Genomic DNA, 26,542 nt, shown 5'->3' with positions numbered 1-26,542 from the left:
CCCCCGCCCCCCGCGCGGCGTCGCATCTCTCCTTGCGGTGAGGCGGGCGGGGGACCTGCGCCCGGACGGCAGCCCGTCGCTCGCCCACCGCCGGTGTCGACGGACGCCGCGCGACCCGGCCGCCCTCAGGGGTGGGGATCGTCTGCCTCGGGGGAGGAGCGATCGTCTGCCCGGGTCAGGCCCAGCTCGGCCAGGTCCTGTGGGCGGACGCGGAGTTGGGCGGTCGTCGACTCCACCTCCCGCCGGGGTCGTTTGAGGATCGCCGCGGCCAGCTCCGGGGCTATGACGGAGAAGTAGCTGTCCGGGGTGGCCCAGGTGTTGCCGGGTGCGGCCAGGGCCAGGGCGCCGCCGGAGCCGCCCTCGCCGATCACCAGGGTCGTGATGGGGGTGCGGGCCACGGCCACCGCGCCGAACAGGTCGGCGATCGCCGCCCCCACGCCCTGCCGCTCCGCCTCCGCGTCGTTCGCCGCTCCCGGGGTGTCGACCAGGGTCAGCACCGGGATGCCCAGCCGGTCCGCGAGGCGGATCAGCCGGGTGGCGGTGCGGTAACCCGCGGGCCGGGTCGCCGTGCCCGTCTGGGCGGCGTACGCGACCGTACGGCCCCCGTGGTCGCCGAAACCGCACAGCATCCCGTCGTCGGTGCCGCCGCACCGGTCGCCGCTGATCGCGACCCGGTGGGTGAAGTAGGCGTCCAGATAGCTCCGCGCGCGCGGGCGTCGCGGTGAGCGGGCGCGCCGGACCGCGGCCCAGCCGGAGGCGGGCAGGTCGGTCGCGCCGAGGGGCCGGGGCGGTGGCGCCGGTTCGCCGGACGGGGCGGTCAGCAGCGACAGCCACCGCCCCAGCGTCCCCCGCAGTTCCTCCGGCCGTACGACCGCGTCGGCGGCGCCTGCCGCCACCTGGGCCTCCGCCGTGTACGCCGCCGGGTCCGCGTCGGCCGGGCGGACCCGGGAACCCGCGAAGCCGACCTGGGCGCCGGGCAGCGCGAGGATCACGTCGGCACCCGCGCCGAGGGTGGCCCAGCCGCCGCCGGTGGTGGGGTCCCGCACCACGGCGAGCTGCGGCAGCCCGGCCTCCCGGGTGAGCGCCGACTGCCGTGCCACCCGCTGGAGTTGGCTCAGCGCGACCATGCCCTCCTGCATCCGGCTGCCACCGGTGGCGATCAGCGCGACGACCGGCAGCCGGTGCTCGCGGGCGTGGATGTACGCCGACTCCAGCCGGTCGCCGGTGCGTTCCCCGAGCGAGCCGCCGAGGTAGCCGAACTCGAAGGCGATCAGGACGGCCGGGGTGCCCTCGACCCGGGCGGTGCCGCAGACGACGGACTCGTCCTCGCCGGTGCGCTCGGCGGCGCGGGCGCGGGAGGCGTCGTAACCGTCCCAGGCGAGGGGGCCGTCGGGCCGGGCCCGCCGCGCCGGAGACGGCAGTTCGCTGAACGCGTCGGTGACGAGGGCGATGGCCGCGCGGGCGGACGGGCGCTCAGGCATGGCCGCCCAGCGCCCGCTTCATGATCTTCCCCATGTCGTTGCGGGGGAGCGCGTCGAGGTGGTGGACGACCCGCGGCCGCTTGTGCGGGGCGAGGCGGCGGGCCACGTGGCCGGCCAGCTCCTCCAGTCCGGGCGGCGCCTGGGGGTCTGCCGGGACGATCCAGGCGACGATCCGCTCGCCGAGGTCGGCGTCGGGTTCCCCGGTGACGGCGGCCTCACGCACCCCGGGGTGCTCCAGCAGCGCGTTCTCGATCTCACCGGCGCCGATCTTGTAGCCGCCGCTCTTGATCAGGTCGGTGGCCTTGCGGCCGACGATCCGGACGTAGCCGTCGGGGTCGCGCACCGCCATGTCGCCGGTGCGGAACCAGCCGTCGGCGGTGAAGGCGGCGGCGGTCGCGTCGGGCCGGTTCAGGTACCCGGTGAACAGGTTGGGGCCGCGCACCTGGATCTCGCCCACGGTCTCGCCGTCGTACGCCGCGATGGGCGTCCCGTCGTCCTCCACCAGCCGCAGCCGGACGCCGGGCAGCGGGACGCCGACGGTGCCGGGGCGGGCCTCGCCGTCGGCGCGGACGCTGGTGTTCATCAGCGTCTCGGTCATGCCGTACCGCTCGATCACCCGGCGGCCGGTGGCGGACGCGATCCGCTCGTGGTCGTGCACGGGCAGCGCGGCCGAGCCGGAGACCAGCAGCCGCGCCCCGGCCAGCGCCTTCACCAGTTCCTGGTCGGCGGGGAAGGCCTCCGCGACGCGGTGGTACATCGTCGGCACGCCGAAGAGCATCGTCGCGCCGGCGCCGAGCTCGCGGGCGACACCCTCGGGGCTGAACCGGCCGAGGTGGCGCACGGACCCGCCGCGCCGCAGCGGGCCGAGGACGCCCAGGACCAGGCCGTGCACATGGAACAGCGGCAGCGCGTGCACGAGCACGTCGTCGCCGGTCCACTGCCAGGCGTCGGCGAGCGCGTCCAGGGTCGCGGCGATCGCCCGGCGGGGGATGACGGCGCCCTTGGGCGGGCCGGTGGTGCCGGAGGTGTAGACGATCAGGGCCGGGGCCTCGTCGTCGGCGTCGTCCGGCAGGACGGGGCCGGTCGCCCGGACGTCGACGTCGATGCGCGGCAGGCCGGCGAGCGCCGCGGGGAGTTCGGCGCCGGGGGCGGTGAGTACGGCGTCCGGGGCGCTGTCGGCCAGGATGTGCCCCAGTTCCCGCTCACCGGACTTCGGGTTCAGCGGCACGGCGGCCGCTCCCGCGGTCAGGGCGCCGACGGTGGCGACGGCCGTCTCCAGGACCGGGGTCGCCCAGACGGCCACGCGGCCGGCGGTGCGGATCCGCTCGGCGACGGCGCCGGACGCGGCGGCCAGCCGCGCGTACGTCAGGGAGCGGCCGCCGAAGGTCAGGGCGGGCCGCTCGGCCGGTCCTCGGTTCAGCGCCGGGAAGAGTGGGGACACGCTGCGTACTCCTTGGTCGTCGTCTGAGCCGTCGTCGTGGCCGTGGTGCGCCGGTGGCCCGCGCGGTCTCGCGGATGAGGGTCCGCGCGGGTCAGGGCTTGCGTCGGTGAGGGCCGGCCGAAACCGGGCACGACCGTCACCGGCCACACCACCGCGGGGACCACGCCACCACGATCCCTCCCTACATCATCGGCTGCCGGAAGAAGCGCTCGCGGTGGCGGGGTGGTGAGGGCGACGGTGGCGGGAGTCGGCGTCGGGCCGGGCGTCAGCCGGGCGTGGTGAAGCAGGCCGTCGTGGTGCCGGAGGTGCGGGCCTGGTGGAGGTTCGGCACGGCGGCGGGACGTACCTGGGGCGCGACATGAAGGAGCGCGGCGCACAGGCGCGACGCGCGACGATTCACCGCTCGGGAGGTCTCACACGGTGGACAACGGCACGTCCTCGCTCAGACGGCAGGGGCCGCCGGCACGGTAACGGCGCACACCGTCGCTCCACTGCTTTCCGGCGCCTCACCGCGTCACGTCGGCCACCACACAACTGACGTTGTCGGGCCCGCCGGCGTCGTTCGCGGCGGCGACCAGGGCGCGAACGGCCTCCTCGGGGGTCGGTTCCGTGCCGAGCAGGCCGCGTATGCGGGCGTCGGGGACCACGGCGGTCAGGCCGTCGGAGCAGAGGAGGTAGCGGTCGCCGGGGTGGGCGTCGTGCAGGCGCAGGTCCGGGGCGGCGGGGACGGTTCCCGTGAGGGAGTTGAGGAGCAGGGCCCGTTGGGGGTGGCTGGCGGCCTCCTCGGGGGTCAGGCGGCCCTCGTCGATCAGCGACTGGACGACGGTGTGGTCGTGGGTGATGCGGAACAGGCCGCCGTCGCGCAGCAGATACGCCCGGGAGTCCCCGACGTGGACCAGCGCGACGCTCGATCCCGTCCACAGCATGGCCGTGAGGGTGGTGCCGGCCTCCTCGTCCGCCGCGACGTCGTGCACCGCCAGGGCGGCGTCCCGCACCGCGGCCTCCAGCAGGTTCAGCACGCTGCCGGCCGAGCGTTCCGCCGTCCGTTCCAGGGTCTTCAGACACGCCACGGCGGCCGTGCTCGCCGGGCCGCCTGCCGGACCGTAGCCGTCGGCCACGGCGAGGAGGCGGTCGCCCGCGTACGCGGTGTCCTGGTTGGCGGGACGGATCATGCCCCGGTCGGAGTGGGCGGCGTAGCGCAGTCGCAGTGCGGTCATGGTGGGGTCCTTTCGCGGTGATGCCGTCAGATGGGCGACGAGGATTCCGGCGAGGTCCCGGCGTGCGGCCGTCTCGGCCTCCACACGGGCCCAGTACGCGCGGACCTCGCGGGCGGCGTCCGGCGCCGGCAGGGCGCACACCTCGCGAATGCGGGCGAGGGGCATGCCCAGGCGGCGCAGCCAGGCCACCAGGCGGGCGCGTTCCAACTGGTCCGCCGCGTAGTAGCGGTAGCCCGTGCCGGGATCGACCCGGGCCGGGCGCAGCAGGTCCAGCTCGTCGTACAGGCGCAGGGCCTTGGGCGTGAGCCGGGACGCCCTGGCGAAGGCGCCGATCGTCAGCAGGTGATCCAACTCCGCACTCCTCCGGTTCCGGGCGCCGACGCACCGATGCTGAGGCTTCACCGAAGGTGAAGGTCAAGCGGGGTTCTCGGGCTGGGTCGCATTGTTAGCCTGCGGGGCTGTTGGTCGGAAGAACGTGCGTGCGACCGCGTCGTACGAGGAGGAGAGCGCCGTGGCCCGAATAGCCCTTGCCACCTGCCGTCCGGGGCCCGAGGTGAGCGTCGACCCCGATCTGCCGGTGCTCATCGAGGCGTTGAGGGAGGCGGGGGCCGATGCCGTCGGGGTCGAGTGGGACCGGGCCGGGGTCGACTGGCGCGGGTTCGACCTGGTCGTGATCCGGTCGACCTGGGACTACAGCTGGCGGTCGGCCGAGTTCGTCGAGTGGGTCCAGGCCTGCGGGAAGGCCACGCGGCTGGCCAACCCGGCGGACGTCGTGCGGTGGAACGTCGACAAGCGGTACCTGGGGGAACTGGCCGCGGCCGGGGTGCCCGTCGTGCCGACCCGGTATGTCGCGCCCGGGGAGCCGGCCGGGCTGCCCCGCGACCGCGAGTACGTCGTCAAGCCGACGTCCGGCGCCGGTGCGCGGTTCGCCGCGCGGTACACGCCCGACCAGCACGACATCGCCGTACGGCACCTTCAACGCATGCACGCCGAGGGGTTCACCGCGATGGTGCAGCCGTATGTCACGGGCATCGACGTGGCCGGAGAACGAGCGTTGCAGTTCTTCGGCGGGCGGTTGCTGCACGCCAGCCGGAAGGGGGCCGTGCTCGCGCGGGGGACGGCGTACGACGAGCGGAAGGTCGCCCACCCGGGGCTGGAGGTGTGGCGGCCGACCGACGCCGAACTGGCCGTCGCCGAGCGGGCGCTGGGCGCCGTGCCCGGGGCTCCCGGGCTGCTGTACGCGCGCGTCGACCTGGTCGACGGCGAGGACGGGCAGCCGCGGGTGATGGAGCTGGAGCTGGTCGAGCCGCACCTGTTCCTCTCGCTGCACACCGCGTCCGTGCCCAAGGTCGTGGCGGCGGTGCTGGCGGCGGCCCGGGGGTGACGGCGGCGGCCGCCCCGGGCGGCGGGGCGGGGCGCGCCGGCTTGTTCGTCGGCACGGCCCGCCCGCCGTCACCGGACCCCTCACAGGACCCGTCGGCCGCCGATCATCGTGCGTTGCAGCAGGCCCCAGGTGAACTCCGCCACCACCTCGTGGCGATGGCCGTCGGTGTCGGGGGCGGTGAAGGCGAGGCCCCAGCGGCTGGGGGCCGAGCCCTCCATGGGGCGGGCGGGGGAGAAGGCGCGGGCCGCCTCGTCGACCGTGCAGGACCAGGGGTAGAGGTCCTCGACCGTGTGCAGCTCGGGCGGCTTGGCGTCCGGCGCGCGGACCAGCCACTCGTTCCAGACCGCGCCGCCCGGGGCGAGCAGCACCTCGAAGCGCAGGTCGGGCCAGAGGGGGACCGGCCACTGCCAGGCCTCGCAGTCCAGGTCGCCGATGCGGCGTGAGGTCGTCCATTCGGGTGCGCCGAGGATCGCCCGGTGCCGGCTCTGGGCGGCGCGGACGCGCGGTGAGCGCAGCAGCATCTGCCAGCGCCGGTTCGCCTCCTGCATCCGTGTGACGGACACGCCCAGTTCGCGGCGGGCGTCGTCGACCAGGTCGGCGTTGTGGTCGGCCATGCGGCGCAGCAGGACCACCTGGAATTCGACGAGGGTGAAGGGGCTAGTGGGGTTGTCTGCGGAGGACGGCATGCGAACCATCGTCGCCCATTCGGCCCCCTCCTGGCCGCCTTCCGTCCGGAAGGAACAGCACGGAGTTGACGTATCGGGTGCGACCGTGTAATGGGAGGACGCGGCGTACCAGTCCGTGCGACGCGACGTGTGCGGTGGCGGCCTGATGGGCCTCCAGGGGGAAGTCGGCGAGGGGGATCCAGCGGTCCTCGGGGAGCACCCAGCCGTCATATCCGAGCAGCGCCACATACGTCAGGACGGGCGAGATCGGCTGGATACGGGACTCCAGTTCGACGAACAGGGCCGGGCGGTCGCGGGTCAGCAGAGCCGTCCCGCCGCGCAGCACCGCCAGTTCGCTGCCGTCCACGTCCACCTTGACGAAGCCGACGTCCCGCAGGTCCAGATCGTCCAGCGCGACGCTGCGCACGTCCACGGCGTGGGCGTGGATGTCCCGGCGGACGAGGGACGACACGCCCCGGTCGCCGGTGTCGTCGGCCGGCAGCCACAGGCGGGCGGTGCCGGGGCGGTCCGAGGCGGCGGCCTGGATCACCCGGACGTTGGACGGGGCGGTGGCGGTGAGCAGGCGGGCCAGGTGCGGGACCGGCTCGACCGTCACCACCCGGCGGGCGTGGGCGGACAGCCGGTGGGTCCAGGGGCCGTACCAGCCGCCGATGTCCACCGCCGTGCCGCAGCCGGGCGGGCACAGCTCGGCGATCCTTGCCAGCTCCGGTTCGAAGCGGGGGTAGACCGCGCGGGCGGTCGCCGCGACGAGGCGGGCCGGGAGGAAGGGAGCGAGGCGGGCGGCGAGCGTGGTCATGGGCCATCCGTTTCCGGTCCGGTACCTGGGGCCTCCGCTTCGGAGGCCGTCGGTGAGGCCTCCCCTTCGGGGCCGTCCGTCGTGGGGTGCGCGTCGTGCGGGTCTCCGTCGTGCCGCGCCCGTCGTGCCGCGTCCGTCACGCTTGCCCGTGTTGTCCGTCATGGAGGCATCCGTGGGGCATCTGTGGCGGAGGCGCGTTGTGGGGCGTCTGTCATGGCGGCAGACCTTATGGCGCCCTTCGCTGGAGCAGTTTCTCGTGCTCCTCCTCGGACACCTGTTCACCGGAGGACGGCAGCAGTTGCGGGATGCCGTCGACGATCGGGTAACGGCGGCGCAGGCGCGGGTTGTACAGGGCCTGCGCCGACGCGACGGACCCGTCCGGCGGCACCAGATGCAGCGGGCCCTTGTCGAGCGGACACGCGAGGATGCTCAGGAAGAGCCGGTCGTCCGGGCTCGGGGAGGAGCTCATGGCGGGGTCAACTCCTTGGCGGGTGCGGGGGGTCGGGGAGCGTCGTCGTGCTTCGGCATGGCCAGCAGCACGGCGACCGCCAGCGCCGTGCCCGCCAGCCGCAGGGCGAGCCGCGGCGGGTCGTCCGGCAGCGCCTCGCCGAACGACAGCGTGCCGAGCACCGCCGTGTACAGGCACGTCACCGTCGTGCACACCGGCACGATCAGCGAGGCCCGGCAGCGCTGCAGCGCGGCCTGCGACATGACCAGGCCGAACGCGCCGGTGAACAGCAGCAGGTACGGGTACGGGGAGCGCAGCACGCCGAGCAGTGCGCCGCCGACGTCACCGGCCGGCCAGTAACCGGAGACGCCCTTGACGGCGAGCGAGCTGACCCCGTAGAGCAGGCCCACCGCCACCCCGTACTCGACGCCCGCCGTCGGCATCCGGTGCCGGCGCGCCGCGCGCCGCTCGGCCGCGCGGTACAGCCAGACGCCGCAGGCCAGCGACGGCACGCACAGCAGCAGGACCAGCGGGTGGGGGGCGCCGTGGCCGACGGTGTCCGTGCCTTCGTCCAGGGACAGGACGACCATCAGCAGCGCGGCCAGGATCGCGGCGAGCGCGTACCGCTCGCGCCCGCTGGTCCGCTCGCCCAGCAGCCGCGCGGAGAGCAGCACCAGCAGGACGAGCCCGGACACGAAGATGCCCTGCGCGGCGGCGATCGGCAGGGTGCGGTAGACGACGAGCTGGGCGGCGAAACCGGCCGCGAGGGCGAGCGAGCCGCCGATCCACAGCGGGCTGCCGAGCACCAGGCGCAGCAGGCGGCCCGGACGGCGGACGGAAACCTCGGGCAGCATGGCCAGAGCCCGCTTCTCCAGCACGAACCCGCTGCTGTACAGCACGTTCGCCAGCAGGGCCGCGGCCACTCCCCACCACACGGCCTACGTCCTTCGCGCGTGCAGCAGCAGGATCGAGGCCAGGGGCGGCCGGGCACAGGCGAGCCGGTCCAGCGCCCGCAGCGGACGCGGTACGCCGTGGAAGGGCGCCCCTTCCAGCCGTACGACCTCGAAGCCGGCCGCCGCGACGAACTCCCGCAGCGCGCGGGCCGTGTACAGCCGCAGATGCCCCACGACCTCCCGGCCGGGACGGCCGTGGACCGCGCGCAGGCTCACCTCGGAGAAGACGGGCTGGACGCCGGCGAGCAGCAGGCCGCGGTTGTACCAGGCGGCGAGGTTGGGGGTGGAGAGCATCAGGTGGCCGCCGGGGCGCAGGACGCGGCGGATCTCCTCGAGGGCGGCGTCCGGGTCGACCAGGTGCTCGACGACCTCGCTGAACAGGACGGCGTCGGCGACGCCGGTGCGCAACGGCAGGCCGCCGCCGGTGAGTTCACCGCGGACGGCGTACGACAGACGGGAGCGGGCCCGGGTGAGGGCGTCCTGGGACCAGTCGACGCCGACGATGCGGTGGCCGGGCAGCAGCGGTGCGGCGGTGGCGGCGGCGGTGCCGTCGCCGCAGCCGATGTCCAGGACGAGGCTCGGCGTGCCGCTCGCGCCGAGGGCGGTGGCGAGCATACGGGCCTGGCGGAGACTGCGGGGGGTGCCGGAGGCGACCGGGACGCCGGGGTTCTCGTAGAAGTCGCGGAGGTCCCCGGGAGGTGCGGCGGTGGTCATCGGGGCACCTCCGTCATGTGCAGGTACTGCTCGAACAGGTCCCGCAGACGGGCGCCGTCGCCCGGTCCCAGGAGGCTGCGCGACCAGCGCAGGGCCAGGTGGAGACGGCCCGCGGTGGACGCGGTCGTGAACGTCAGGCCGCGGGGCATGCGGGCGGGGGCCGAGAACCAGACCGCGTGCGCGCGGCCGGCCTCCGCGCCGAAGTCCAGGGGGTAGGGGTTCCGGCCGATGTTGCTCAGGAGCGTGGTGGACGTCCAGGGCGCGGCGGCCCGGCGCAGGCCGCGGGTGAGGGCGGCACGCCAGGGGACGGGGAGGACCGGGGCGGTCAGGAAGGCGGCCCCGTGGCCGAGTTGCGGCCGGGGCAGGGACTTCAGGGCCCGGGTGCGGACGGCGGTGCGGTGCAGCAGGGCGGGCATGTCGCGGTCGTGGCCGGCCAGTTCCCCGGGGGCGAACGGGACTTCCACGAGGCGGGTGCCGTTGCCGATGGGCATGGTCGTGTCGCGAGGGCGGTCGTCCACGGGCATGGTGATGCGCACCGGGCGGGGAGAGGCGCCGCCGTGTTCCCGGTTCCAGCGCGCGAGGGTGAGGGCGGTGGCCACCATCAGCTGGTCGTTGACCGTGTAGGGGGCGCCCCGCGGGCGGTGGGGGACGGCGAGGTCGGAGACGATGAGGCCGTTGCCGGGCGAGGGGTCCGGGGTGCCGGGGGCCACTCGGGCGGGCCGGGACCAGGTGGACGGGGTGGTCCCGGTGGGTGGTTCGGGGCGGGCCGTGCGCAGGGGCGGGGCTGCGGGGGAGTTGTCCCTGCCGCCGTACAGCTCCGCGGCGGTGGCGACGACGCGGAGGCATGCGGGGCCGTCGAGGGCGGTGTGGTTGATGGTCAGCAACAGGACGCTGCCGGTGCCGGGCGGGCCGGGCGTGCTCACCACGTCCAGGCGTACCGGCGGGGACAGCGCCAGCGGGGGCGCCTGGGTCAGGGCCCTCGTCCTCGCGTCCCGCAGCGCGTCCCGCCCCGGGAGCGGGAAGCCCACCACCTCCACGTCCGGTCCCTCCGTCAGTTCCCACTCGTAGCGGCGGCGGTACCACGGGCCCGGGGCCTCGCGCATCAGGATGCGGGGGTGGTGGCGGAGGGCCTCGGTGAAGGCCGTGCACAGCCGGGGCGGGTCCAGGGGGCCGGGCAGGTGGACCTCGATGTGGACCGTCTCCGGTTCCTCGTCCTGCAGGCAGTGCCGGGCCACCTCGTCCACGACCGGGAAGGGGATCCGTACCGCCGGGCGGGGCGTCGCGTCGTCCAGTGCGGTCATCGGGTGTCGTCCCCCTCCTTGGACTGCGGGCTGCCGGGACCGCGCGCCGTGACGGGTGGCCCGGCCTCGGCGCGCGGGAACGGGTCCGGCACGGCCCTGGCGCGGCGGGGCAGGGGCCGCGTCGGGGCCGTCCCCGGCGCCACCGGCGGCGCCGTCGTCCCCGCACCGCCGCCCCGCTCCCGCACACTCACCAGCGCGGCGAACAGCCCGACCACGGCGAGCAGTTGAGCCACGTGGGAGAAGGCGCCGCCGCCGTCCCCGGCCGGCTCGCCGGCCGCCGTCGCCGCGACCACGCCCGCTCCCGCGAGCCCCGCGAACGCGAGCGGCACCAGCAGCGCGTGCCGCCGGTACGCCAGGACCGCCAGCGCCGGCACCAGCAGCGCGAGCCACCCGGCCATCACCGCGCCGGCCGACGTCAGCGCCACCGTTCCCAGCCACAGCCCCGGCGCCGGGGGCGCCGGCTGCGGTCCGTCGGGGTTGGGTGCCCGCCGGCGCCACAGCACCAGGCCCACCAGCACGGCCAGCCCCACCCCGCTGCCGACGAGCCCGGCCTCGTACGTGGTCGACGGCTCGTACGCCAGCTTGATCGTGCCGCCCGCACCGGCCGGGACGCGCCAGCCCTGCTGCCAGCCGTCCAGCCGGACCGGGGTGAGTTCCTCGCCGTTCAGCGTGGCCTTCCAGCCGTCGTTGAAGTTCTCGTACGTCGTCAGGTACGAGGCCGCGCCCGAGCCGGCCGTCACCTCGCGGCGGTCGCCGAGCCAGTCCCGTATCCGGAGGTCACGAGCCGTGGACACCGGCTGCGTCACCGTGCCGCGTGTCAGCGTCACGTCCGTCAGCACCAGCGGACCGGCGTCCCCCGCCTCGACCCGGTGGGTGCCCTCGGTCAGCTCCACACCGCTCGACGGGCACAGCGACACCTCCACCGGCCGGCGTTCCGTCAGGTCCCGTACCGTGCCCTGCACGCTCGTCCGGTACAGCTCCCCGTCCACCGCCAGCACCGGCCCCTCGCCGCACGGCAGCGAGAACGGGCGTTCGGGGCGGGGCTGCGGGGTGCGGTAGGCGTCGAGGGCCGGGAGATAGGCCTCCGTGAGGCCGACCGGCAGCTGCAGGTCCTCGTCGACGACCGGGTTGTGCAGGGTGAGCGGGGCCGTCTCGGTGACCGTGATGTCCAGCCGGTCGGTCGTGATCGCCGGGAAGCGCACCCAGCCGTTGTCGTCCACGGCGGCGCTCGCCGCGCCGTCGGGGGAGCTGACGCGCACCTCGGTGGGGCGGGTGGACAGACCGCCGGCCGGCGCCAGCACCAGCTCGCTCACCGGCTGCTTGCCCTCCCAGCGCAGATGCACCGTGGGCCGGTCGCCCGCGAGCCACGCCGTCGTCAGGTCGCCGTCGGTGAGGTTGCGCGCGGACAGGCCCGCGCCCAGCCGGGCCGTGGAGTCGGCGGTGGCGGTGACGCGGGCCGGCCGGCCGGGCGCGACCTCGTAGAGCAGCCGGTCCAGTTCCTCGCCCGGCACCGGCACGGCGCTCGCCCTGATGTCGTACGTCCCCGTGCCGGTGGTCGAGAAGCGCCGGTGCAGGCCCGTTTCCGTGCCGGTCGCGGAGAGGCCGGTGGGGTCGGCCGCGCGGTGCAGGGAGACGATCTCGAAGGCCGCCGCCGAAACGTCGGTCGGCAGCCGCAGCATGCGGGTCACCCGTACGTCCGGCAGCCGTATCTCGGTGAAGCCCGCGCCGGTCAGCCCGGGCCTGCGGGCCACCGAGTCGACGATCGTCAGCTTCATCCACCTCGTCGCGCCCGCCGGGGCCTTCACCCGCTGCGTCATGCCGTTCGGCTGGAGGAAGCTGGTCACCGAGCCCCGCTCGGTCTCCACCCGCACCCGGGTCGGCGCCGACCGCACGCTCTCCTGCGGCAGCGGCGTCACCGCGAACGACGACGGCATGGCGTACGCGCCCGCGGCCTCGTCCTCGCCTGCGCCCGCGAACTCGATCCGCAGCCACTGCCCGTTCGGCGACCGGTCCGAGCCCTCCGCCCACGCGGTGGCCGGGTCGCCGTCGAAGGCGCCCACCGGGTCGAACTGCGGCAGATGGAAGAACCAGCTGCCGTACGACGACGCCGTCACCGACCGCGCCCCGCGCAGCTCGGCCACCGTCTGATGGCGGAGGCCGGTCACCGGCAGGATCTGGTGCGGTGGCTCGCCGGCGTCCTGGTGGGCGTCGGGCGCGTTGCGCTCGTCCCGGGTGTACGTGTACGAGGTGTTGGCGTTGACGAGCCCGAACCGCGTGTCCGCGCGGCGCAGCCCGTCGCCGGTCACCTGCAGCCGCGGGGAGCCGAGCCCGGGGTGATGGTCGCCGGCCAGCACGGTGGCCCGGCCCCGCAGTGCCGGGGCGAGCGGCAGCAGGGACTCCGGGCCGCCGGAGACGACGGCCGTGTCGGCGATCGGATACAGGGCGGCCTGCCCGGGGCGCGGCACGCCCGCGCCGCCCGGCCGGTAGATCTCCACCGCCCGTTGCCGCGGGTACAGGCCCTCGACCTGGAGCGGGGTGTCGTCCGCGATCCGGCCGCCGGTCATGACCGGGCCGAGTCCGGTCACCCGCCGGTAGCCGGACTGCTCCAGCGTGCGCTTGACGATCGTGGTCGGGACGGCGCCGATCTGGTCGGGGTCGAGGTCGTTGCGCACCACGACGTAGTGGATGCCGGCGCGGCTCAGGTGGTCGGCCAGTCCGGGGACCGCGCCGCCGGTCAGCAGGGCCTGCTCGACGGCGTCCATCGCGCGGCGGTTGCCGGGCGTGCCGAAGGGGACGTAGTCGCGCTGCGCCCAGCGGGACTCGGCCAGGACGTCGAGGGGCTGGTCGATGGGGGAGCCCCAGGTGTGGATGCCGTGCGCGGTGGCCGGGACGACGAGGGCGCGGGAGTCGGGGGAGTACCTGTGCAGCCAGTCGGCTGTGGCCTGCCAGTACTTGGGGAGCTCCTGGAAGGAACCGGGGTTGAGGATCGACCCGTTGACGTACGGCACCACCAGCCCCGGCAGCACCAGCAGCGCCGCGAACAGCGGGGCGAACCGGCGGCCGCGCACCGGCCGGGCGCCGCGCGGCTCGGCGGCAGCCGCCACCAGGTGGGCGAGGCCGAGGACCAGCGCCAGCGCCAGACCCGTCTGGAACTTGTAGACGTTCCGGAACGGGGCCAGCCAGCCGTTCAGCCAGTCCCGCACGGTCTCGTGGAACGGCGCCCCGAACGCGCCGCCGTACCCGGCGAGCAGGACCAGCCCGGTCACGAGCACGGTGAGCACCAGCCACCGCCGCTCCGGCAGGTCCCGCCGCGCCAGCCCGGCCAGCCCCAGCCCGGCGGCGCACGCCGAGCAGACGATCACCGGCACGGAGGACGCCACGGTCCAGCCGGCCGGCAGCCACGCCTCGCCGAAGTGCAGGTACGCCACCCAGTTCCCGGCGCCGCGCAGCGCCTCGGTGGCCGACATGGTGGCCGTCGTGGTCTGCGAACTCTCCACGTAGGGCAGGAAGTTCTCCCCGTAGGCGCCGAGCAGCAGCAGCGGGATCCACCACCAGGCGGTCGCCACGAGCACGCCCGGCACCCACCAGGCGATCAGCTTGCGCTGCCGGGGGCCCGGCGGGCGGGACAGCAGGTACAGGCCCACCGGAAGCAGGGACGCCAGCGTCGAGGCCGCGTTCACCCCGCCCATGAACGGCACGATCAGCGCCGACCGCAGCGCCGCCACGCGGGCGCCGTACCGCTCGTCGGTCAGCGGCAGCAGCACCCACGGCAGGAAGGCGCCGGGGAGCGCGGCGGCCGACGTCGAGCCGACGACGGTCGTGAACACCGGCCACAGCGCGTACGCCACCGCCGCGAGCAGCCGCGCCGGGCCGTTGCCGATCCGGAGCCGCTCGGCCAGGCGCAGCGCGCCCCAGAAGGCGACCGAGACCACCAGCGACATCCACAGGCGCTCCGCCAGCCACACCGGCAGCTCGACCGCGCGGCACAGCCAGTGGAAGGGGAGCATGGGCCACAGGTAACCGGCGTACTGGTCCTGGATGCCGCCGAAGCCTCCCCGGTCGTGCCACAACTGGCCGAGGTCCGCGAGGAACCGGCCCGGGTCGACCGTCACCCCCAGCTTGGTGTCGAAGGTCTGCCGGCCCGGGCGCACGGCCAGGAACAGCACGAGGACCACGGCCCAGAACCCCAGCAGCCAGCGCCGCGACCGCGGGCCCTCCGGGGGGCCCGCGGTGGTCGCGGTGGTGGGGACGGCTGCCGGAGGAGGGGCCTGGACCGTGGTCGTCATGGGGGACACCGCCGGAGGATGAGGAGGAGGTTCCAGGTGGCCACCTCGCGGATGCCGGGCGCCTTGACGACGGCCTGCGCGAGGAACGGCCAGTAGCGGGAGCGCGCCGTGACGAGCGTGACGTCGTCGCGGGCGCGGACCTGCCGCAGGGTGGGGCCGATGTGCACGGCGAAGAGGTTCTCGCCGAGGGTGTGCTTGGCGGGCTTTCCGGTGCGGCGCCGGTAGCGGGCACGGGCCCGCTCGGCGCCGAGGTAGTGCCAGGGCGCCCACTCGTGGCCGCCCCACGGGGAGAGCCAGTTGGTGAACGACACGTAGATCAGCCCGCCGGGCCGGGTCACGCGCGCCAGCTCGCTGAGGAAGGTCTGCGGGTCGGCCACGTGCTCCAGGACGTTGGAGGAGAAGGTCACGTCGGCGGCCCCGTCGGGCAGCGGCAGCAGATAGCCGTCGGCGATCACCGAGCCGTCGGGCGGCCGCCGTCCGAGCTCGCCGACGTCGGGTTCGAACAGGTAGGCGTGCGCGCCGCGGCGCCGGAACTCCTCGGTGAAGTGCCCGCTGCCCCCGCCGACGTCGACGACGGTCCGCCCGGCGACGGGACCGTCGTAGGCCTCGACCTGGTCGACGGAGTCGCGGGCGAGCAGTGCGTAACAGGCGTCGGGGTCGTCCTGTTCCCGCAGGAAGGCCCGCAGGAGGGCGAGGGAGCGGCGGAAGGACGGATCCTTGACGGGCCGGCGAGGTGATGCGGTGGAGGGGCGCGGGGCCGTCCTCGGTGTGCGGCCGCCGCCGCGCGGGCGCGACCAGCCACGCACGACCGGCACACGCCAGACGGCCTCACCGATACGGCGCACCGGCGTCATGGCGCCCAGCCCCTCACCGCCTCCTGTGCCACCGCACGGAACTGCCGCACCGTACGATCCCAGCGGTACCGCGCCGCGTGGTCGCGCGCCGCCTTCCCCATCAGCTCACGGCGGTGCCCGGACAGCGCGAGGGTGCACCAGGCCGCCGCGAACGAGGACTCACCGCCGGCCAGCACACCGGTCTCACCGTCGACGACGGAGTCCCGCAGACCCGGCACGTCGAAGCCGACCGTCGGCGTCTGACGCGCCGCCGCCTCCGTCACCACCAGTCCCCAGCCCTCCACCGCCGAGGGATGCAGCAGCAGCCACGCCGCGCACAGCAGGCGGTGCTTCTCGGCCTCGGAGACATGCCCGGTGAACTCGACGTCCGGTCCGGCCAGCGCGGTGAGCCGCTCCCGTTCCGGGCCGTCGCCCACGATCACCAGCCGGCCGCCGGTGACCGGCCGGACCCGCTCCCACAGCCGCAGCAGCAGGTCGACGCGCTTGTACTCGACGAGCCGGCCGACCGCCACGAACAGCGGCTCGGGGGAGCGGTCGGCGCGCGGGCCGGGCTCCTCGACGCCGTTGTGGACGACGCGGACGCGTTCGCGTGCGACGCCGAGCGCGCGCAGCGCGTGCGCGGTGGACGGGGAGACGGCGACCAGCAGGCCGGACTGCGCGCCGGTCAGCGCCCAGTGCTCGAGTCTTCGGCCGATCCGGGCGGCGGGCGCGAGCGGGCCGCCGAAGCGCATCCCCCACAGGTCGGAGTGGACGTGGTTGACCAGGCAGAGGGTGGGGCCGCGATGCCACAGCGGGGCGAGGTAGGGCATGCCGTTGCACACCTCGACCAGCAGGTCGCAGTCGCCGACCTGGCGGGCGAAGGCCGACCGGGCGCGCAGGTAGTGGCCGTAGGGGCCGCCCGCCGACACCACCCGGTAGTCGCGGAAGGCGGCGGGGCCGCCGCACAGCAGGGTGACCTGGTGGCCGAGGCGGGTCAGGCCCTCGGCCAGCCGGTCGACGAGCAGCTCGGAGCCGCCCGCGGCCGGATTGCCGAGGTCGCGGTGGGCGAGGAAAACGATGCGGCGCGGCGATGGGGGGAGCGCCGGGAAGTGCTGCTGCGGCCGGGGGAGCGCGGTGCGCAGCGGCGGCGGTACGTGCTGGGGCATGGGTGCTCCAACTCGTCTCGGAGTGCGGTACTCGGCGTGGGGGACGAGAACGATCGCTGTGCTCTGGCTGGGTGGGGGCTGTGCACGGGATGTGCTCGGGGTGGGGTTGGACAGTTTTCGCCGAGGCGTTCGTCACGGCTACTCACCGACATGACAATTTCGGCGCTTGTTGTACCTGACGTCACGTCACAACGTGAGCCTCGGTCCGATTCCGGCCCTTGACGGCATACCGGGCCGCGCCGACACTGGGCCGACGGGCAGGGGCGCCGGGGTGGGAGGACCTCCGGACCAGAGAGGCTGACCCCACATGTCCAGACTGATCGCCGCCACCGTGACCGTCGTGGTCGCGAGCGTCCTCGCCGTGGGCGCCGCGCTCGGCGTCGTCGCCCTGCTCGAAGCCACTCCCGAGCAGCCCAACACGCCCTTGGTCACCTATGAACAAGCGGGGCGGGGGGACTGACCGGTGACCGCCCGCCCGGCAACCGTCACCCCGGCCGCGTCCACCGGCACGGTCGGCACGTCCCGTTCCGCCTGGCACGAGGTGCCCCGGCTGCAGGTGCGCCGGTTCGCGGCGACCGCCATGGCGGAGGCGCCCGCGCTGGCCGAGGAGATCCTGTACGAGATCCGCCGCGAGTACCCGCACCTGCCGCTGGTGCTGGACGAGAACGGCGAGCCGATGGCGCTGGTCGGCATCCGGCGTGCCATCGAGGTGTTCGTGCAGCACCTGGAGCACGCCGACTACTCGACGGGACGCCCCACCGTGCCGCCCGGCGTCTTCCAGGACTTCGGCCGCGGCGAGGGCTACAACGGCCGGACCCTCGACTCCCTCCAGGCGATCTACCGGATGGGGGTACGACTGGCCTGGCGCCGTTTCGCCGACATCGGCCAGCGTGTGGAGATCCCGCCGCCCGCGATGTACGAGCTGGTCGACGCGGGCTACGAGTACCTCGACGGCCTGGTCGACCAGTCTGTGCGCGGCTACGCCGAGGCCGCCGCCCGCCAGGCCGGGGAACGGCTGCGCCTCCAGCGCCGCCTGATGGAGCTGCTGCTCGCCGAACGCCACCGCGGCGACCCCGCCGACGCCCTCGCCGAACGCGCCGCCCGGATCGGCTGGCAGCTGCCCGAGAAGGTCGCCGTCGGGGTGCTGCTGCGTCCGGCACGGGAGGCGGTCGCGCCCGCGGTCGGGCAGGACGTGCTGCTCGACCTGGAGTACGAGCAGCCCCGCATGGTCGTGCCCGAGCCGGACGCCGCCGGCCGGGGCGAGCTGCTGCACCGGGCACTGGGCGGCTGGGCGGGCGCCATCGGGCCGCCGGTGCCGCTGGCCGACGCCGCGAAGTCGCTGCGCTGGGCCGAGGCCGCCGTACGCCTGATGGAGCGGCGGCTGCTGCCCGCCGGGGAGGTGCTGTTCTGCACCGAGCACACCGAGGCGCTGGTGCTGCTCCAGCCCGAGGAACTCCTCGACGACCTGGCGCTGCGCTGCCTCGCCCCGCTCACGCACTGCGGGCCCGCCCACGCGCGGCGGCTCGCGGAGACGCTGCTGGCGTGGCTGGAGACGCGGGGCGGGGCGCCGGAGGTGGCTGAGCGGCTCGGGGTACATCCGCAGACCGTCCGGTACCGGTTGCGGCAGATACGGGAACTGTGGGGCGACGAGATCGACGACCCCGACCGGCGCTTCGAGTTGGAACTGGTGCTGCGCGCCCGCCGGCTGCGCGGCGAGATCGGCCGGGGCCGCTCGCAGCCCCGCCGGGCGGGCCCCACCGGCAGACGCGTCACATCACCTGCCACGGCAACACGCGCGGAGTAGCCACCCCGGCCCGCCCCGGGGCGCGCCCGGCGGTCCCGCCCCGGCCCGACGGGACCCCGCGACGACCTGCGGGGCGTCGCGCGTGCGGCGGGCATGCGCGGGATGCCGCGCGGCGGCGGGCATGTGGGGGATGCCGCGCGGCGGCGGGGTATGCGCCCGGCGCCCTCACCGCGACGACCTGCGGGGCGTCGCGCGTGCGGTGGGTATGTGCGGGATGTCGCGCGGCGGCGGGGTGTGCGCCCGGCGCACCCGCCGCGACGACCTGCGGGGCGTCGCGCGTGCGGTGGGTATGTGCGGGATGTCGCGCGGCGGCGGGGTGTGCGCCCGGCGCACCCGCCGCGACGACCTGCGGGGCGTCGCGCGTGCGGTGGGTATGTGCGGGATGTCGCGCGGCGGCGGGGTGTGCGCCCGGCGCACCGCCGCGACGACCTGCGGGGCGTCGCGCGTGCGGTGGGTATGTGCGGGATGTCGCGCGGCGGCGGGGTGTGCGCCCGGCGCACCCGCCGCGACGACCTGCGGGGCGTCGCGCGTGCGGTGGGTATGTGCGGGATGTCGCGCGGCGGCGGGGTGTGCGCCCGGCGCACCCGCCGCGACGACCTGCGGGGCGTCGCGCGTGCGGTGGGTATGTGCGGGATGTCGCGCGGCGGCGGGGTGTGCGCCCGGCGCACCCGCCGCGACGACCTGCGGGGCGTCGCGCGTGCGGCGGGCATGCGCGGGATGTCGCGCGGCGGCGGGGTATGTGCGGGATGTCGCGCGGCGGCGGGGTATGTGCCCGGCGCACCCGCCGCGACGACCTGCGGGCGGCGAGCATCCGCCGGGCATCCCGCGGCGGCGGGCATGCGCCGGATGCCCCGCGCCCCCGCGGCTCGGGTCACCCCGGCCCCGGAGGAAGCCTCGTCCGGCACGTGCAAGGCCATTGCCCGGGTAAACCCTCCATGAGTAGCCTGTGTTCGCCATTCCGACCGCGTGTTGAAATCTCGAACACGAGGGCTCGGGTCGACGTCCGGACGCCTCGTCGCCCAAGCCACCACAGCACACGGCCGGAAACAAGCCGTCGGGCACAAGTCACCGACGTCAGCCGCAGACGCAAGTCTCAGAACGCAAGGGAGGGGCCGGTCGTGGGACGCCTCGTACCAGCCGTGACCCGGGCTCTCGACATCCTGGAGCTCTTCCTCGACGGGGACGGCACGCTCTCCGCCCCCGACATCGTGCGCAAGCTCCAGCTGCCGCGCACCACCGTGCACGAGCTGGTCACCACGCTCGCCGCCCGGTCGTACATCGTCCAGGTCCCCGGCCAGCCCGGCCGCTACCGGCTCGGCGTGCGCCCCTACCAGCTCGGCAGCCGCTACGCCGAGCAGCTGGACCTCGCCGCCGAGGGCCAGCAGGTCGCCCGGTCCGTCGCCGAGACCTGCGACGAGACGGTGCACGTCGCGATCCTGGAGGGCACGGACGTCATCTACATCGCCAAGGTGGACTCCACGCACGCGGTGCGCATGGTCTCCGCGGCCGGCCGCCGCCTGCCCGCCCACTGCACGTCCGTCGGCAAGATGCTGCTGGCCTCCCTGCCCGATCCCGAGCTCACGGCCCGCATCCCCGACGGCGCGGAGCTGGCCGCGATGACGCCGAACAGCATCACCGAGCCCATGGCCCTGCGCGCGGCGCTCGCGGGCATCCGGCAGCGGGGCATCGCGGTGGAGAGCCGCGAGTCCAACCCGGACGTCTCCTGCGTCGCCGCGCCGGTCCGTGACCGCACCGGGCAGGTGGTGGCCGCCCTCTCCATCTCCGTTCCCATGATCCGCTGGAGCGACGAGCGCCGCGCCGAGCTGGAGCAGCTCGCCGCGAAGGGCGCGGCGGAACTGTCCGAGCGGCTGGGCCACCGGAGCGCGGCATGACGGCGCTCGAGGTGGCGGTGCGCGCCGAGGCGGCGCTGGGCGAGGGGCCGACGTGGGACGCGGCGACCGGGCGGCTGATCTGGATCGACATCCTGAACTCCCGGCTGCACACGTACGAACCCGCCACGGGTCGGCGCACGACCCGCACCACGCACCAGCACGTGGGCGCGGCCAAGCCCCGCGCGAACGGCGGCCTGGTCCTCAACCTGCGGGACGGTGTGGGCCTGCTGGACCCGGACGGCACCTACCGCGTGCTGCACCACGACCCGGTCCCCGGCCGGCGCGCCAACGACGCCGCCGTGGCGCCGGACGGCGCGCTGTGGGCGGGCACCATGCGCTACGACGAGGCGCCGGGCGGCGGCACGCTGTCCCGCGTCGCGCCCGACGGTTCGGTGGAGGTGGTCCTGGACGACGTGTCGGTGAGCAACGGCATCGGCTGGAGCCCCGACGGCCGCCTGATGTACTACATCGACTCCCCGACCCGCCGCGTCGACGTCTTCGACCACGCCGACGGCCGCGTGACCGGCCGCCGCACCCTGGCGGAGATCGAGGAGGGCGCCGGCTTCCCCGACGGCCTCACGGTCGACGCCGACGGCTGTGTGTGGGTGGCGCTGTGGGACGGAGGCGCGGTGCGCCGCTACACGCCGGACGGCGCACTGGACCGGGTCCTCCCGCTCCCGGTGCCCCGCCCCACGGCGTGCGCCTTCGGCGGCGCCGGCCTGACGGACCTGTACATCACCACGGCGCGCGTCGGCCTGACGGCGCCGACGCCGCTGTCGGGCTCGCTGCTGGTGGTCCGGGACGCCGGAAAGGGCCTGGCGCAACCGGCGTTCGCGGGGTAGGGACGGGTCGCGGGCGGCCCGCCCGCCCTTGGTGCGGGCGGGCCCCTCCGTGAAGCCGTGGCGATGACCACCACACCGGACTGGGAACGGGCGCTCCGCAGACCCTGAGGGCCGCCAGTGCGAACGACGCGACCGGCAGGGGCGAGGAAGCCGTACCGCTCTCCCGCACGACATTGGAGAGCGGCCTCACCGGCGAGCGCCGGCGGCGGGCGGTAGTCCAGCGGGCCGGCAGACCGCCTTCCTGGTCCTGGCGCTGATGGACGTGGGCCGGCAGCGGGAGGAGGCCGCGCCGGCCCTGGGCGCGCTCGCCCGGCACCTGCCGCGCTACAACGTTCCCTCGCCGCCTCCGCGAAGACGGCGATCGGCGACGAAGCCGGTCCGACGCCTTCGGCCAATGCCACGGTCCCGCCGCCTTGCGGCTAGGACAGTCCAGCTGCCTTGCGCTCCTCGGCCGTCAGGGGCGGCCGACCCAGCGCCGGTTTCAGCGGCCCGACCATGGCCGCCAGCAGCATCCCCGGCGTCAGCAGCATTTCGGCGCCCCGCTCGAGGGACGTCACGTCGGTCACCCTTTTGGCCACGCGGCCGTTGCCGGTGGCGGTGTGCATCAGACGGTCCACGTACGCCGCCACCGCCCGTTCCCGCAGCGTCGGCCCGTTCTGTGTGGCCCCCGGGTAGAACACGTCCTGCCCGATGGCCAGTTCCCACGCCGCGCCGACCGGCCGGGCGACCGCCCGCTGGGCAAGCCTGGCCAGTGCTCGCGAGCCCCACCCGCGACGTCTTACGGCGGCTCTCAGCGCCACCGCGCTCTGCGCTGCCACGGACATGCCGTGCCCGTACACCGGATTGAAGGCGGCGAGCGCGTCGCCCAGTACGACCAGCCCTTCCGGCCACACGCGCATTCGCTCGTAGTAGTGCCGCCGGTTGACCGTCGTCCGGGTGAAGGACGGCTCGCCAAGCGGTTCCGCCTGACCGCAGAGGTCGGCCAGGACCGGGTGCCGCAGTTCCTCACGGGCGTAGCGCTCGAAGTCGGCGGCGTCGGTGGAGGGCTCGCCGCCCTGGGTGCCGTACAGCGTGACAAGCCACTGGCCGCCCTCGATCGGCAGCAGCACACCCCCGCGCCCCGGCTGCCCGGTCCGCGGGTCCGGCTGGATGCTGACCACGGGGAAGCCGTCCCGCGCTGCCTCGGGCGCCCGGTATATCCGGCTGGCGTAGGCCAGACCGGAGTCCACCTCACGCCTCTCGGGCTCGGGAAGTCCGAACTCCCGCAGCCGCTGTGGCGTCCGCGAGCCGCGGCCGGTGGCGTCGACGACCAGATCGGCAGTCAGGCTCCGCTCGGCTCCGTCGGAGCCGCGCAGGCGCACCCCGGTGATCGCTGTGTCCGTGCCGAGCAGCGCCAGCGCCTCGGTGCCGTCGGCCAGTTCGATGTGAGGATGGGCGAGCGCCTCGGCCCGTACCGTCGCGTCCAGCAGGTCCCGACTGCACAGCAGCATGAAGTGGGACTCGTCCCAGCGTCGGAACCAGCCCTGCGGGGACAGCACGACCATGTCGGTCGTGACCTTCTGCCGGTGCGCGCCCGCGTCCACGAGCATTCCGGTGACGCCCGGCAGCAACTGCTCCAGCGCCCGTGCACCGCCCGACCACAACTGGTGCACGTGCCGTGCCTGAGGCAGCCCCTTGCGCGGGGCCGGCCCGGTGGGCAGGACGTCGCGCTCGACCACAACGACCCGATCGGCGACGTCCGCCAGCGCTCTGGCCGCGAGCATGCCGGCGAGGGAACCGCCGAGGACGACGGCGGTGGTGGGTTCACTCATGTACGGACACGCTCTCTGAGGATGCGGCGGCCCGTGCGCGGACCGCGTCGAGGACATCGGGACGTCGGAGGGCTCGGGACACGGCCCCGATCTCCCGGAGCAAATCCGTGGTGTCGGTATTGGCGGTGCCGTCCCTGGCGGGCGAGCGCCGCTTGCGTTCGACGGCGTCCTGGATGGCGACGGCGGCGGCCAGCGCCTTGGCCTGCTCCGGCGAATGGCCGAGCGCGAGCGCCGCCTCGTACGACCGCCGGCCCAGCTCCTCGTCGAAATGCCGGGACAGCGGCAGGAGAGTGTCGCGGATGAACGTTTCGCGGCGGATCAGCCGCAGCTCAGGGGTGGCGCGCAGCACAACTGGGACACCGGAGCCGCTGACGCCCCGCATCAGCACGTACAGGGGCCGCAGTTCGCGATGGGCGAGCCGCACCCGCCAGCGGTCGTGAAGGTACTGGCCCGCGTGCGGCAGGATGAAGCCGACCGCGATCAGAATCGCGGAAAGTGCGGCGACCGGCGGTGCCAGGTGGGTGCTGAGCCAGTCGAGGTCGTGCCCGGTCCAGCGGGCCACGACGGCGGTGAGCTTGGAGGCGTCGAAGATCAGGTTGAGCCCGTAGCCGACGCCCAGGAGTTTCAGCCCCCAACGCAGCCAGGCGTCCAGCCCGTCGGTGCGCACCCACTCCCAGATCAGTTTGGACGTGATCAGCACGGCCACGGAGTGGGCGAGCAGGTAGAGCAGGATCTCCTCGCGCATGAACGGGGTGGTGGCGTAGTACGTGTCGAGGTCCCGCAGCCGCTCCTCAGGTGCCTCGGCGAGGAAGAACAGCACCCAGAGGGCGACGATCACCGCCGAGTAGGTACTGATCACCCAGCGCATGGCGCGGCGGGTCTCGGCGGAGCCCCGGGCCGGTCCGTTGCGCCAGGTGATGATCAGAAGCAGACAGGCCGCGCAGAACGCGGTGAGCAGCGAGTAGCACCAGGGTGCCGAGATGTTGGGGACGCCTGTGACGCGGTTGGTCCAGGCGATGGTGGACGGCGCGACGAAGACGAAGACCGCGCAGGCGAGCAGCAGAAGTCCGCCGACTGCGCGCAGCAGCGGGTCTCGCCACAGCCGGATGATGGTGGGCAGCTTGATCAGCAGGGCCGCGGTCAGAACCGCGGTCGGGATCCAGAACGAGATGTAGATCCTGCTGAGCAGATCGGAAGGGTCCATCGCGAGCACGGCACCGATCACTGCGCGGCTCCTCTGCGTCCGCGGTAGCCCATCGACCGCTGCACCGGGTCGAGCGAGGCGTCGGTGCCGCGGTCCCCCGTGAGCACGGGCCGGAACAGCGCGGCGAGCCGGTGTCCGAAGTCGTCGGCCTCGGCCTCCTCGCGCCGCCGCGAGCCGTTGCGGGCGGCCACCGCCACCGCGATGCCCTTCCAGCCCGGTGCGTCCGCGAGGGCGTGCGTGGCGGCCGGACGGGCGCCGTGCCGGTGCTCGTGCCCGACGTGCATGTGCCACAACTCGTGTCCGAGGATGACCAGTTGCTGTACGGCCTCGGCGCGTTCCTCGACGATCACGAGGTCGAAGTCCTGGAACTCGACCCACAGACCGGTCACTTCGATCTCGTCGGGGAACCGCTCGAAGCGCAGTTCCAGGGGCCGTCCGCCGCGCCGCGCGCTCATCGCCCGGCACAGCGCGCGGCACAGATCCCGCACGTCGGCCGGGGGAGCGGGGAGGGCGCGCAGGGCGGCGCCCAGCTCGGCCTCCAGCGCGCGCATGGCGGAACCGCGCCGCCGCGGCCGCAGCGCCGAGAAGTCCATCGCCACCCCTTCCACCGCCGCACGGCGGGCTGTTCGAGACTACGCGGCCGAAAGTGTCCGCGTCAGGTGATCCGACGACCGTTGTTCAACGAGGAACGACCGGGTCCTGCCGGACGTCGTGCAGACCCGTGGACGGGCCGACCCCGGCGCCCGCGACACGCTCCCCGGAGGCGACGCCGGGGCACAGCCCGTTTCCGGTCGGCCCACAATGGGCGTATGAGGATCTCGGCACGGGCGGACTACGCGGTACGGGCGGTACTCGAACTCGCCGTACGGCAGGGCGGCGAACCGGTGAAGGCGGAGGCCATCGCCGCCGCGCAGGACATCCCGCACAAGTTTCTGGAGGGGATCCTCGGCGATCTGCGGCGCGGCGGGATCGTCGACAGCCGGCGCGGCGGCAGCGGCGGCTACCGGCTGGCGCGCGAGGCGTCCCGGATCACGGTCGCCGACATCATCCGCACCGTCGACGGCCCGATCGTCTCGGTGCGCGGCGAACGCCCGACCGGGCTGACCTACCAGGGTTCGGCGGAGCCGCTGCTGCCGCTGTGGATCGCGCTGCGGGCGAACGTACGGAAGATCCTCGAAGGGGTCACAGTCGCGGACATCGCGGCGAACGCGCTGCCGGAGCCGGTGCGGGAACTGGCGGCGGAGCCGGCGTCCTGGGAGAACCCGTCCTGACCCTGCGGCGGCCCTGGCTAGTACACCCCGGACACCAGCTCCAGCGCCTCCTGCAGGCCGCCGGGGCGTGGCATCCCCGGCGACGCGGAGCCGGCCCACCCCGTGCCGGCGAGGACGACCAGCGGACGGCGGCGGGCGCCCCGGGCTCCCCAGCCGGTGCCGGCGATGTGGGCCGCGAGGGGAGCGCTCGCCGTGCTCCGGGCCTGCGCCCACAGCACGACGACGGTGGGGCCGAGCCGGCGTACCGCCGCGGTGAGCGCCTCCGCCGGTACGGCCGCCCCGAACATCCGCGCGGGCACGTCCCGTTCGCTCAGGGCGGCGGTGAGGGCTTCGAGCGCCAGCGTGTGCTGTTCCCCCGGCACGCAGGCCAGGACGACCGGGCCGGGGGCGGGCGCGGGAGCCGGCTCCGGCGGCGCGGCGGGGGAGTCGACCCGCCGCGTGGCCCGGCGCAGCGCGGTCGAGACGTGCCAGGACAGCAGGTGCTCGACTTCGACGTAACGGTCGCCCGACGTCTCCCACTTGCGGCCCACGGCGTGCAGTACCGGCATCATGACGTCCTGCCAGGCGCCGACGACGCCGTGCCGGTCGACGGCCGCGGTCAGGAGTTCGTCCACCGCCGGGGCGTCCAGCCGCACGGCGGCCCGGGCCAGGCCCCGGCACTCCTGCCGCACGTCGCCCAGCGGCAGGGCACCGGCGGCACGCGAGCGGCCGTCGGCCTCCGGTTCGCCGTTGGCGGCCCCCGACACGTCGGCGCCGCCGCGCGCGGCCCGCGCGGCCTCGGCGGGCGGCACCCCCGCGGACGTCAGCCGGCACATCGCCTCCAGCACGGCGACGTCCTCCGGCGACCACCGACGGTGCCGCCCCTCGGTCCGCACCGCCGTGCCTATGCCGTACCGGCGGTCCCAGGAGCGCAGGGTCGTGGGCGAGACGCCGAGCCGGCGGGCCAGCGCGCCGGTCGTCAGGCCCACCTCGGGGACCGGCTCCACCTCCTGTGCCATGCGGCAACTCTACG

At 74.9% G+C, this 26,542-nt stretch carries 23 protein-coding genes; 7 read left to right on the top strand and 16 right to left on the bottom strand.

Going from position 1 to position 26,542, the window contains the following annotated elements; all coding sequences use genetic code 11:
• Window positions 1–125: 125 nt before the first annotated feature.
• From IPT68_RS11785 to IPT68_RS11775, 3 genes are all read right to left on the bottom strand, one after another.
• Window positions 126–1,481, bottom strand: a complete 1,356-nt coding sequence (locus IPT68_RS11785) for a carboxyl transferase domain-containing protein (RefSeq protein ID WP_189698281.1) — start codon at window positions 1,479–1,481, stop codon at window positions 126–128.
• On the bottom strand, window positions 1,474–2,922 hold the full coding sequence (locus tag IPT68_RS11780) for an acyl-CoA synthetase (protein WP_189698280.1): 1,449 nt from the start codon (window positions 2,920–2,922) through the stop codon (window positions 1,474–1,476). The genes IPT68_RS11785 and IPT68_RS11780 overlap by 8 nt, the downstream gene beginning before the upstream one ends.
• Before the next feature lie 506 nt (window positions 2,923–3,428).
• Window positions 3,429–4,481: a MerR family transcriptional regulator gene (locus IPT68_RS11775; protein WP_373300590.1), complete on the bottom strand. Its 1,053-nt coding sequence runs from the start codon at window positions 4,479–4,481 to the stop codon at window positions 3,429–3,431.
• 169 nt (window positions 4,482–4,650) lie between these two features.
• Here IPT68_RS11775 and IPT68_RS11770 point away from each other — a divergent pair, with 169 nt between their 5' ends.
• Window positions 4,651–5,523: an ATP-grasp domain-containing protein gene (locus tag IPT68_RS11770; protein WP_189698496.1), complete on the top strand. Its 873-nt coding sequence runs from the start codon at window positions 4,651–4,653 to the stop codon at window positions 5,521–5,523.
• 80 nt (window positions 5,524–5,603) lie between these two features.
• Here IPT68_RS11770 and IPT68_RS11765 read toward each other — a convergent pair whose 3' ends face one another.
• The 9 genes from IPT68_RS11765 to IPT68_RS11725 all read right to left on the bottom strand — a co-directional run bounded on the left by IPT68_RS11765 (window position 5,604) and on the right by IPT68_RS11725 (window position 16,706).
• Window positions 5,604–6,209 (bottom strand): hypothetical protein, encoded by a 606-nt coding sequence (locus IPT68_RS11765; RefSeq protein ID WP_189698278.1) that lies wholly within the window; start codon window positions 6,207–6,209, stop codon window positions 5,604–5,606.
• On the bottom strand, window positions 6,181–7,005 hold the full coding sequence (locus tag IPT68_RS11760) for an FkbM family methyltransferase (protein WP_189698277.1): 825 nt from the start codon (window positions 7,003–7,005) through the stop codon (window positions 6,181–6,183). Before IPT68_RS11760 ends, IPT68_RS11765 begins: the two co-directional genes overlap by 29 nt.
• A gap of 226 nt (window positions 7,006–7,231) precedes the next feature.
• A complete protein-coding gene (locus IPT68_RS11755; protein WP_189698276.1) occupies window positions 7,232–7,474 on the bottom strand; it encodes a Trm112 family protein in 243 nt (80 codons plus the stop codon).
• Complete coding sequence (locus IPT68_RS11750; RefSeq protein ID WP_189698495.1) at window positions 7,471–8,376, bottom strand: hypothetical protein; 906 nt, start codon at window positions 8,374–8,376, stop codon at window positions 7,471–7,473. Before IPT68_RS11750 ends, IPT68_RS11755 begins: the two co-directional genes overlap by 4 nt.
• A gap of 15 nt (window positions 8,377–8,391) precedes the next feature.
• On the bottom strand, window positions 8,392–9,120 hold the full coding sequence (locus IPT68_RS11745) for a class I SAM-dependent methyltransferase (RefSeq protein WP_189698275.1): 729 nt from the start codon (window positions 9,118–9,120) through the stop codon (window positions 8,392–8,394).
• Window positions 9,117–10,421 carry a condensation protein gene (locus IPT68_RS11740; RefSeq protein WP_189698274.1) on the bottom strand — a complete coding sequence of 435 codons (1,305 nt, stop codon included), beginning with the start codon at window positions 10,419–10,421 and terminating at the stop codon, window positions 9,117–9,119. The genes IPT68_RS11745 and IPT68_RS11740 overlap by 4 nt, the downstream gene beginning before the upstream one ends.
• Window positions 10,418–14,707, bottom strand: a complete 4,290-nt coding sequence (locus IPT68_RS11735; protein WP_189698273.1) for a DUF3367 domain-containing protein — start codon at window positions 14,705–14,707, stop codon at window positions 10,418–10,420. Before IPT68_RS11735 ends, IPT68_RS11740 begins: the two co-directional genes overlap by 4 nt.
• The gene (locus IPT68_RS11730; RefSeq protein ID WP_228040382.1) at window positions 14,704–15,561 is read right to left on the bottom strand and encodes a class I SAM-dependent methyltransferase; all 858 of its coding nucleotides are present in this window, start codon (window positions 15,559–15,561) and stop codon (window positions 14,704–14,706) included. The genes IPT68_RS11735 and IPT68_RS11730 overlap by 4 nt, the downstream gene beginning before the upstream one ends.
• Complete coding sequence (locus IPT68_RS11725; protein ID WP_189698272.1) at window positions 15,558–16,706, bottom strand: glycosyltransferase family 4 protein; 1,149 nt, start codon at window positions 16,704–16,706, stop codon at window positions 15,558–15,560. Before IPT68_RS11725 ends, IPT68_RS11730 begins: the two co-directional genes overlap by 4 nt.
• A gap of 307 nt (window positions 16,707–17,013) precedes the next feature.
• On the opposite strand from IPT68_RS11725, the gene IPT68_RS11720 reads away from it, so the two are divergent.
• The 5 genes from IPT68_RS11720 (at window position 17,014) to IPT68_RS11700 (ending at window position 21,501) form a co-directional block, all read left to right on the top strand.
• Window positions 17,014–17,166, top strand: a complete 153-nt coding sequence (locus IPT68_RS11720) for a hypothetical protein (protein WP_189698271.1) — start codon at window positions 17,014–17,016, stop codon at window positions 17,164–17,166.
• 3 nt (window positions 17,167–17,169) lie between these two features.
• Entirely contained in the window at window positions 17,170–18,510 is a 1,341-nt protein-coding gene (locus tag IPT68_RS11715) for a PucR family transcriptional regulator (protein WP_189698270.1), read from the top strand.
• A 1,118-nt stretch (window positions 18,511–19,628) separates the two neighbouring features.
• Window positions 19,629–20,402 carry an IclR family transcriptional regulator gene (locus tag IPT68_RS11710; RefSeq protein WP_189696710.1) on the top strand — a complete coding sequence of 258 codons (774 nt, stop codon included), beginning with the start codon at window positions 19,629–19,631 and terminating at the stop codon, window positions 20,400–20,402.
• Window positions 20,399–21,244, top strand: coding sequence for an SMP-30/gluconolactonase/LRE family protein (locus tag IPT68_RS11705; RefSeq protein ID WP_189696711.1), 846 nt, complete (start codon window positions 20,399–20,401; stop codon window positions 21,242–21,244). Before IPT68_RS11710 ends, IPT68_RS11705 begins: the two co-directional genes overlap by 4 nt.
• A gap of 80 nt (window positions 21,245–21,324) precedes the next feature.
• Entirely contained in the window at window positions 21,325–21,501 is a 177-nt protein-coding gene (locus tag IPT68_RS11700; RefSeq protein WP_322734602.1) for a tetratricopeptide repeat protein, read from the top strand.
• A 162-nt stretch (window positions 21,502–21,663) separates the two neighbouring features.
• On the opposite strand, the gene IPT68_RS11695 is transcribed toward IPT68_RS11700, so the two are convergent.
• From IPT68_RS11695 to IPT68_RS11685, 3 genes are read right to left on the bottom strand one after another with little or no spacing between them, the layout of a single operon-like run.
• A complete protein-coding gene (locus tag IPT68_RS11695; protein ID WP_189696712.1) occupies window positions 21,664–23,055 on the bottom strand; it encodes an FAD-dependent monooxygenase in 1,392 nt (463 codons plus the stop codon).
• Complete coding sequence (locus IPT68_RS11690) at window positions 23,048–24,259, bottom strand: MAB_1171c family putative transporter (protein WP_189697061.1); 1,212 nt, start codon at window positions 24,257–24,259, stop codon at window positions 23,048–23,050. The genes IPT68_RS11695 and IPT68_RS11690 overlap by 8 nt, the downstream gene beginning before the upstream one ends.
• Before the next feature lie 17 nt (window positions 24,260–24,276).
• Entirely contained in the window at window positions 24,277–24,852 is a 576-nt protein-coding gene (locus IPT68_RS11685; RefSeq protein WP_189696713.1) for a toxin-antitoxin system, toxin component family protein, read from the bottom strand.
• A 216-nt stretch (window positions 24,853–25,068) separates the two neighbouring features.
• Between IPT68_RS11685 and IPT68_RS11680 the strand changes: the two genes are divergently transcribed.
• Window positions 25,069–25,530, top strand: coding sequence for an RrF2 family transcriptional regulator (locus tag IPT68_RS11680; protein ID WP_189696714.1), 462 nt, complete (start codon window positions 25,069–25,071; stop codon window positions 25,528–25,530).
• A gap of 17 nt (window positions 25,531–25,547) precedes the next feature.
• Here the strand turns inward: IPT68_RS11680 and IPT68_RS11675 are convergent, their stop codons facing one another.
• Entirely contained in the window at window positions 25,548–26,528 is a 981-nt protein-coding gene (locus IPT68_RS11675; RefSeq protein WP_189696715.1) for a MerR family transcriptional regulator, read from the bottom strand.
• Window positions 26,529–26,542 lie beyond the last annotated feature (14 nt).

It is taken from the genome of Streptomyces chromofuscus (assembly GCF_015160875.1).
Lineage (GTDB): Bacteria > Actinomycetota > Actinomycetes > Streptomycetales > Streptomycetaceae > Streptomyces > Streptomyces chromofuscus.
This window is presented reverse-complemented; position numbering and strand designations above follow the sequence as displayed.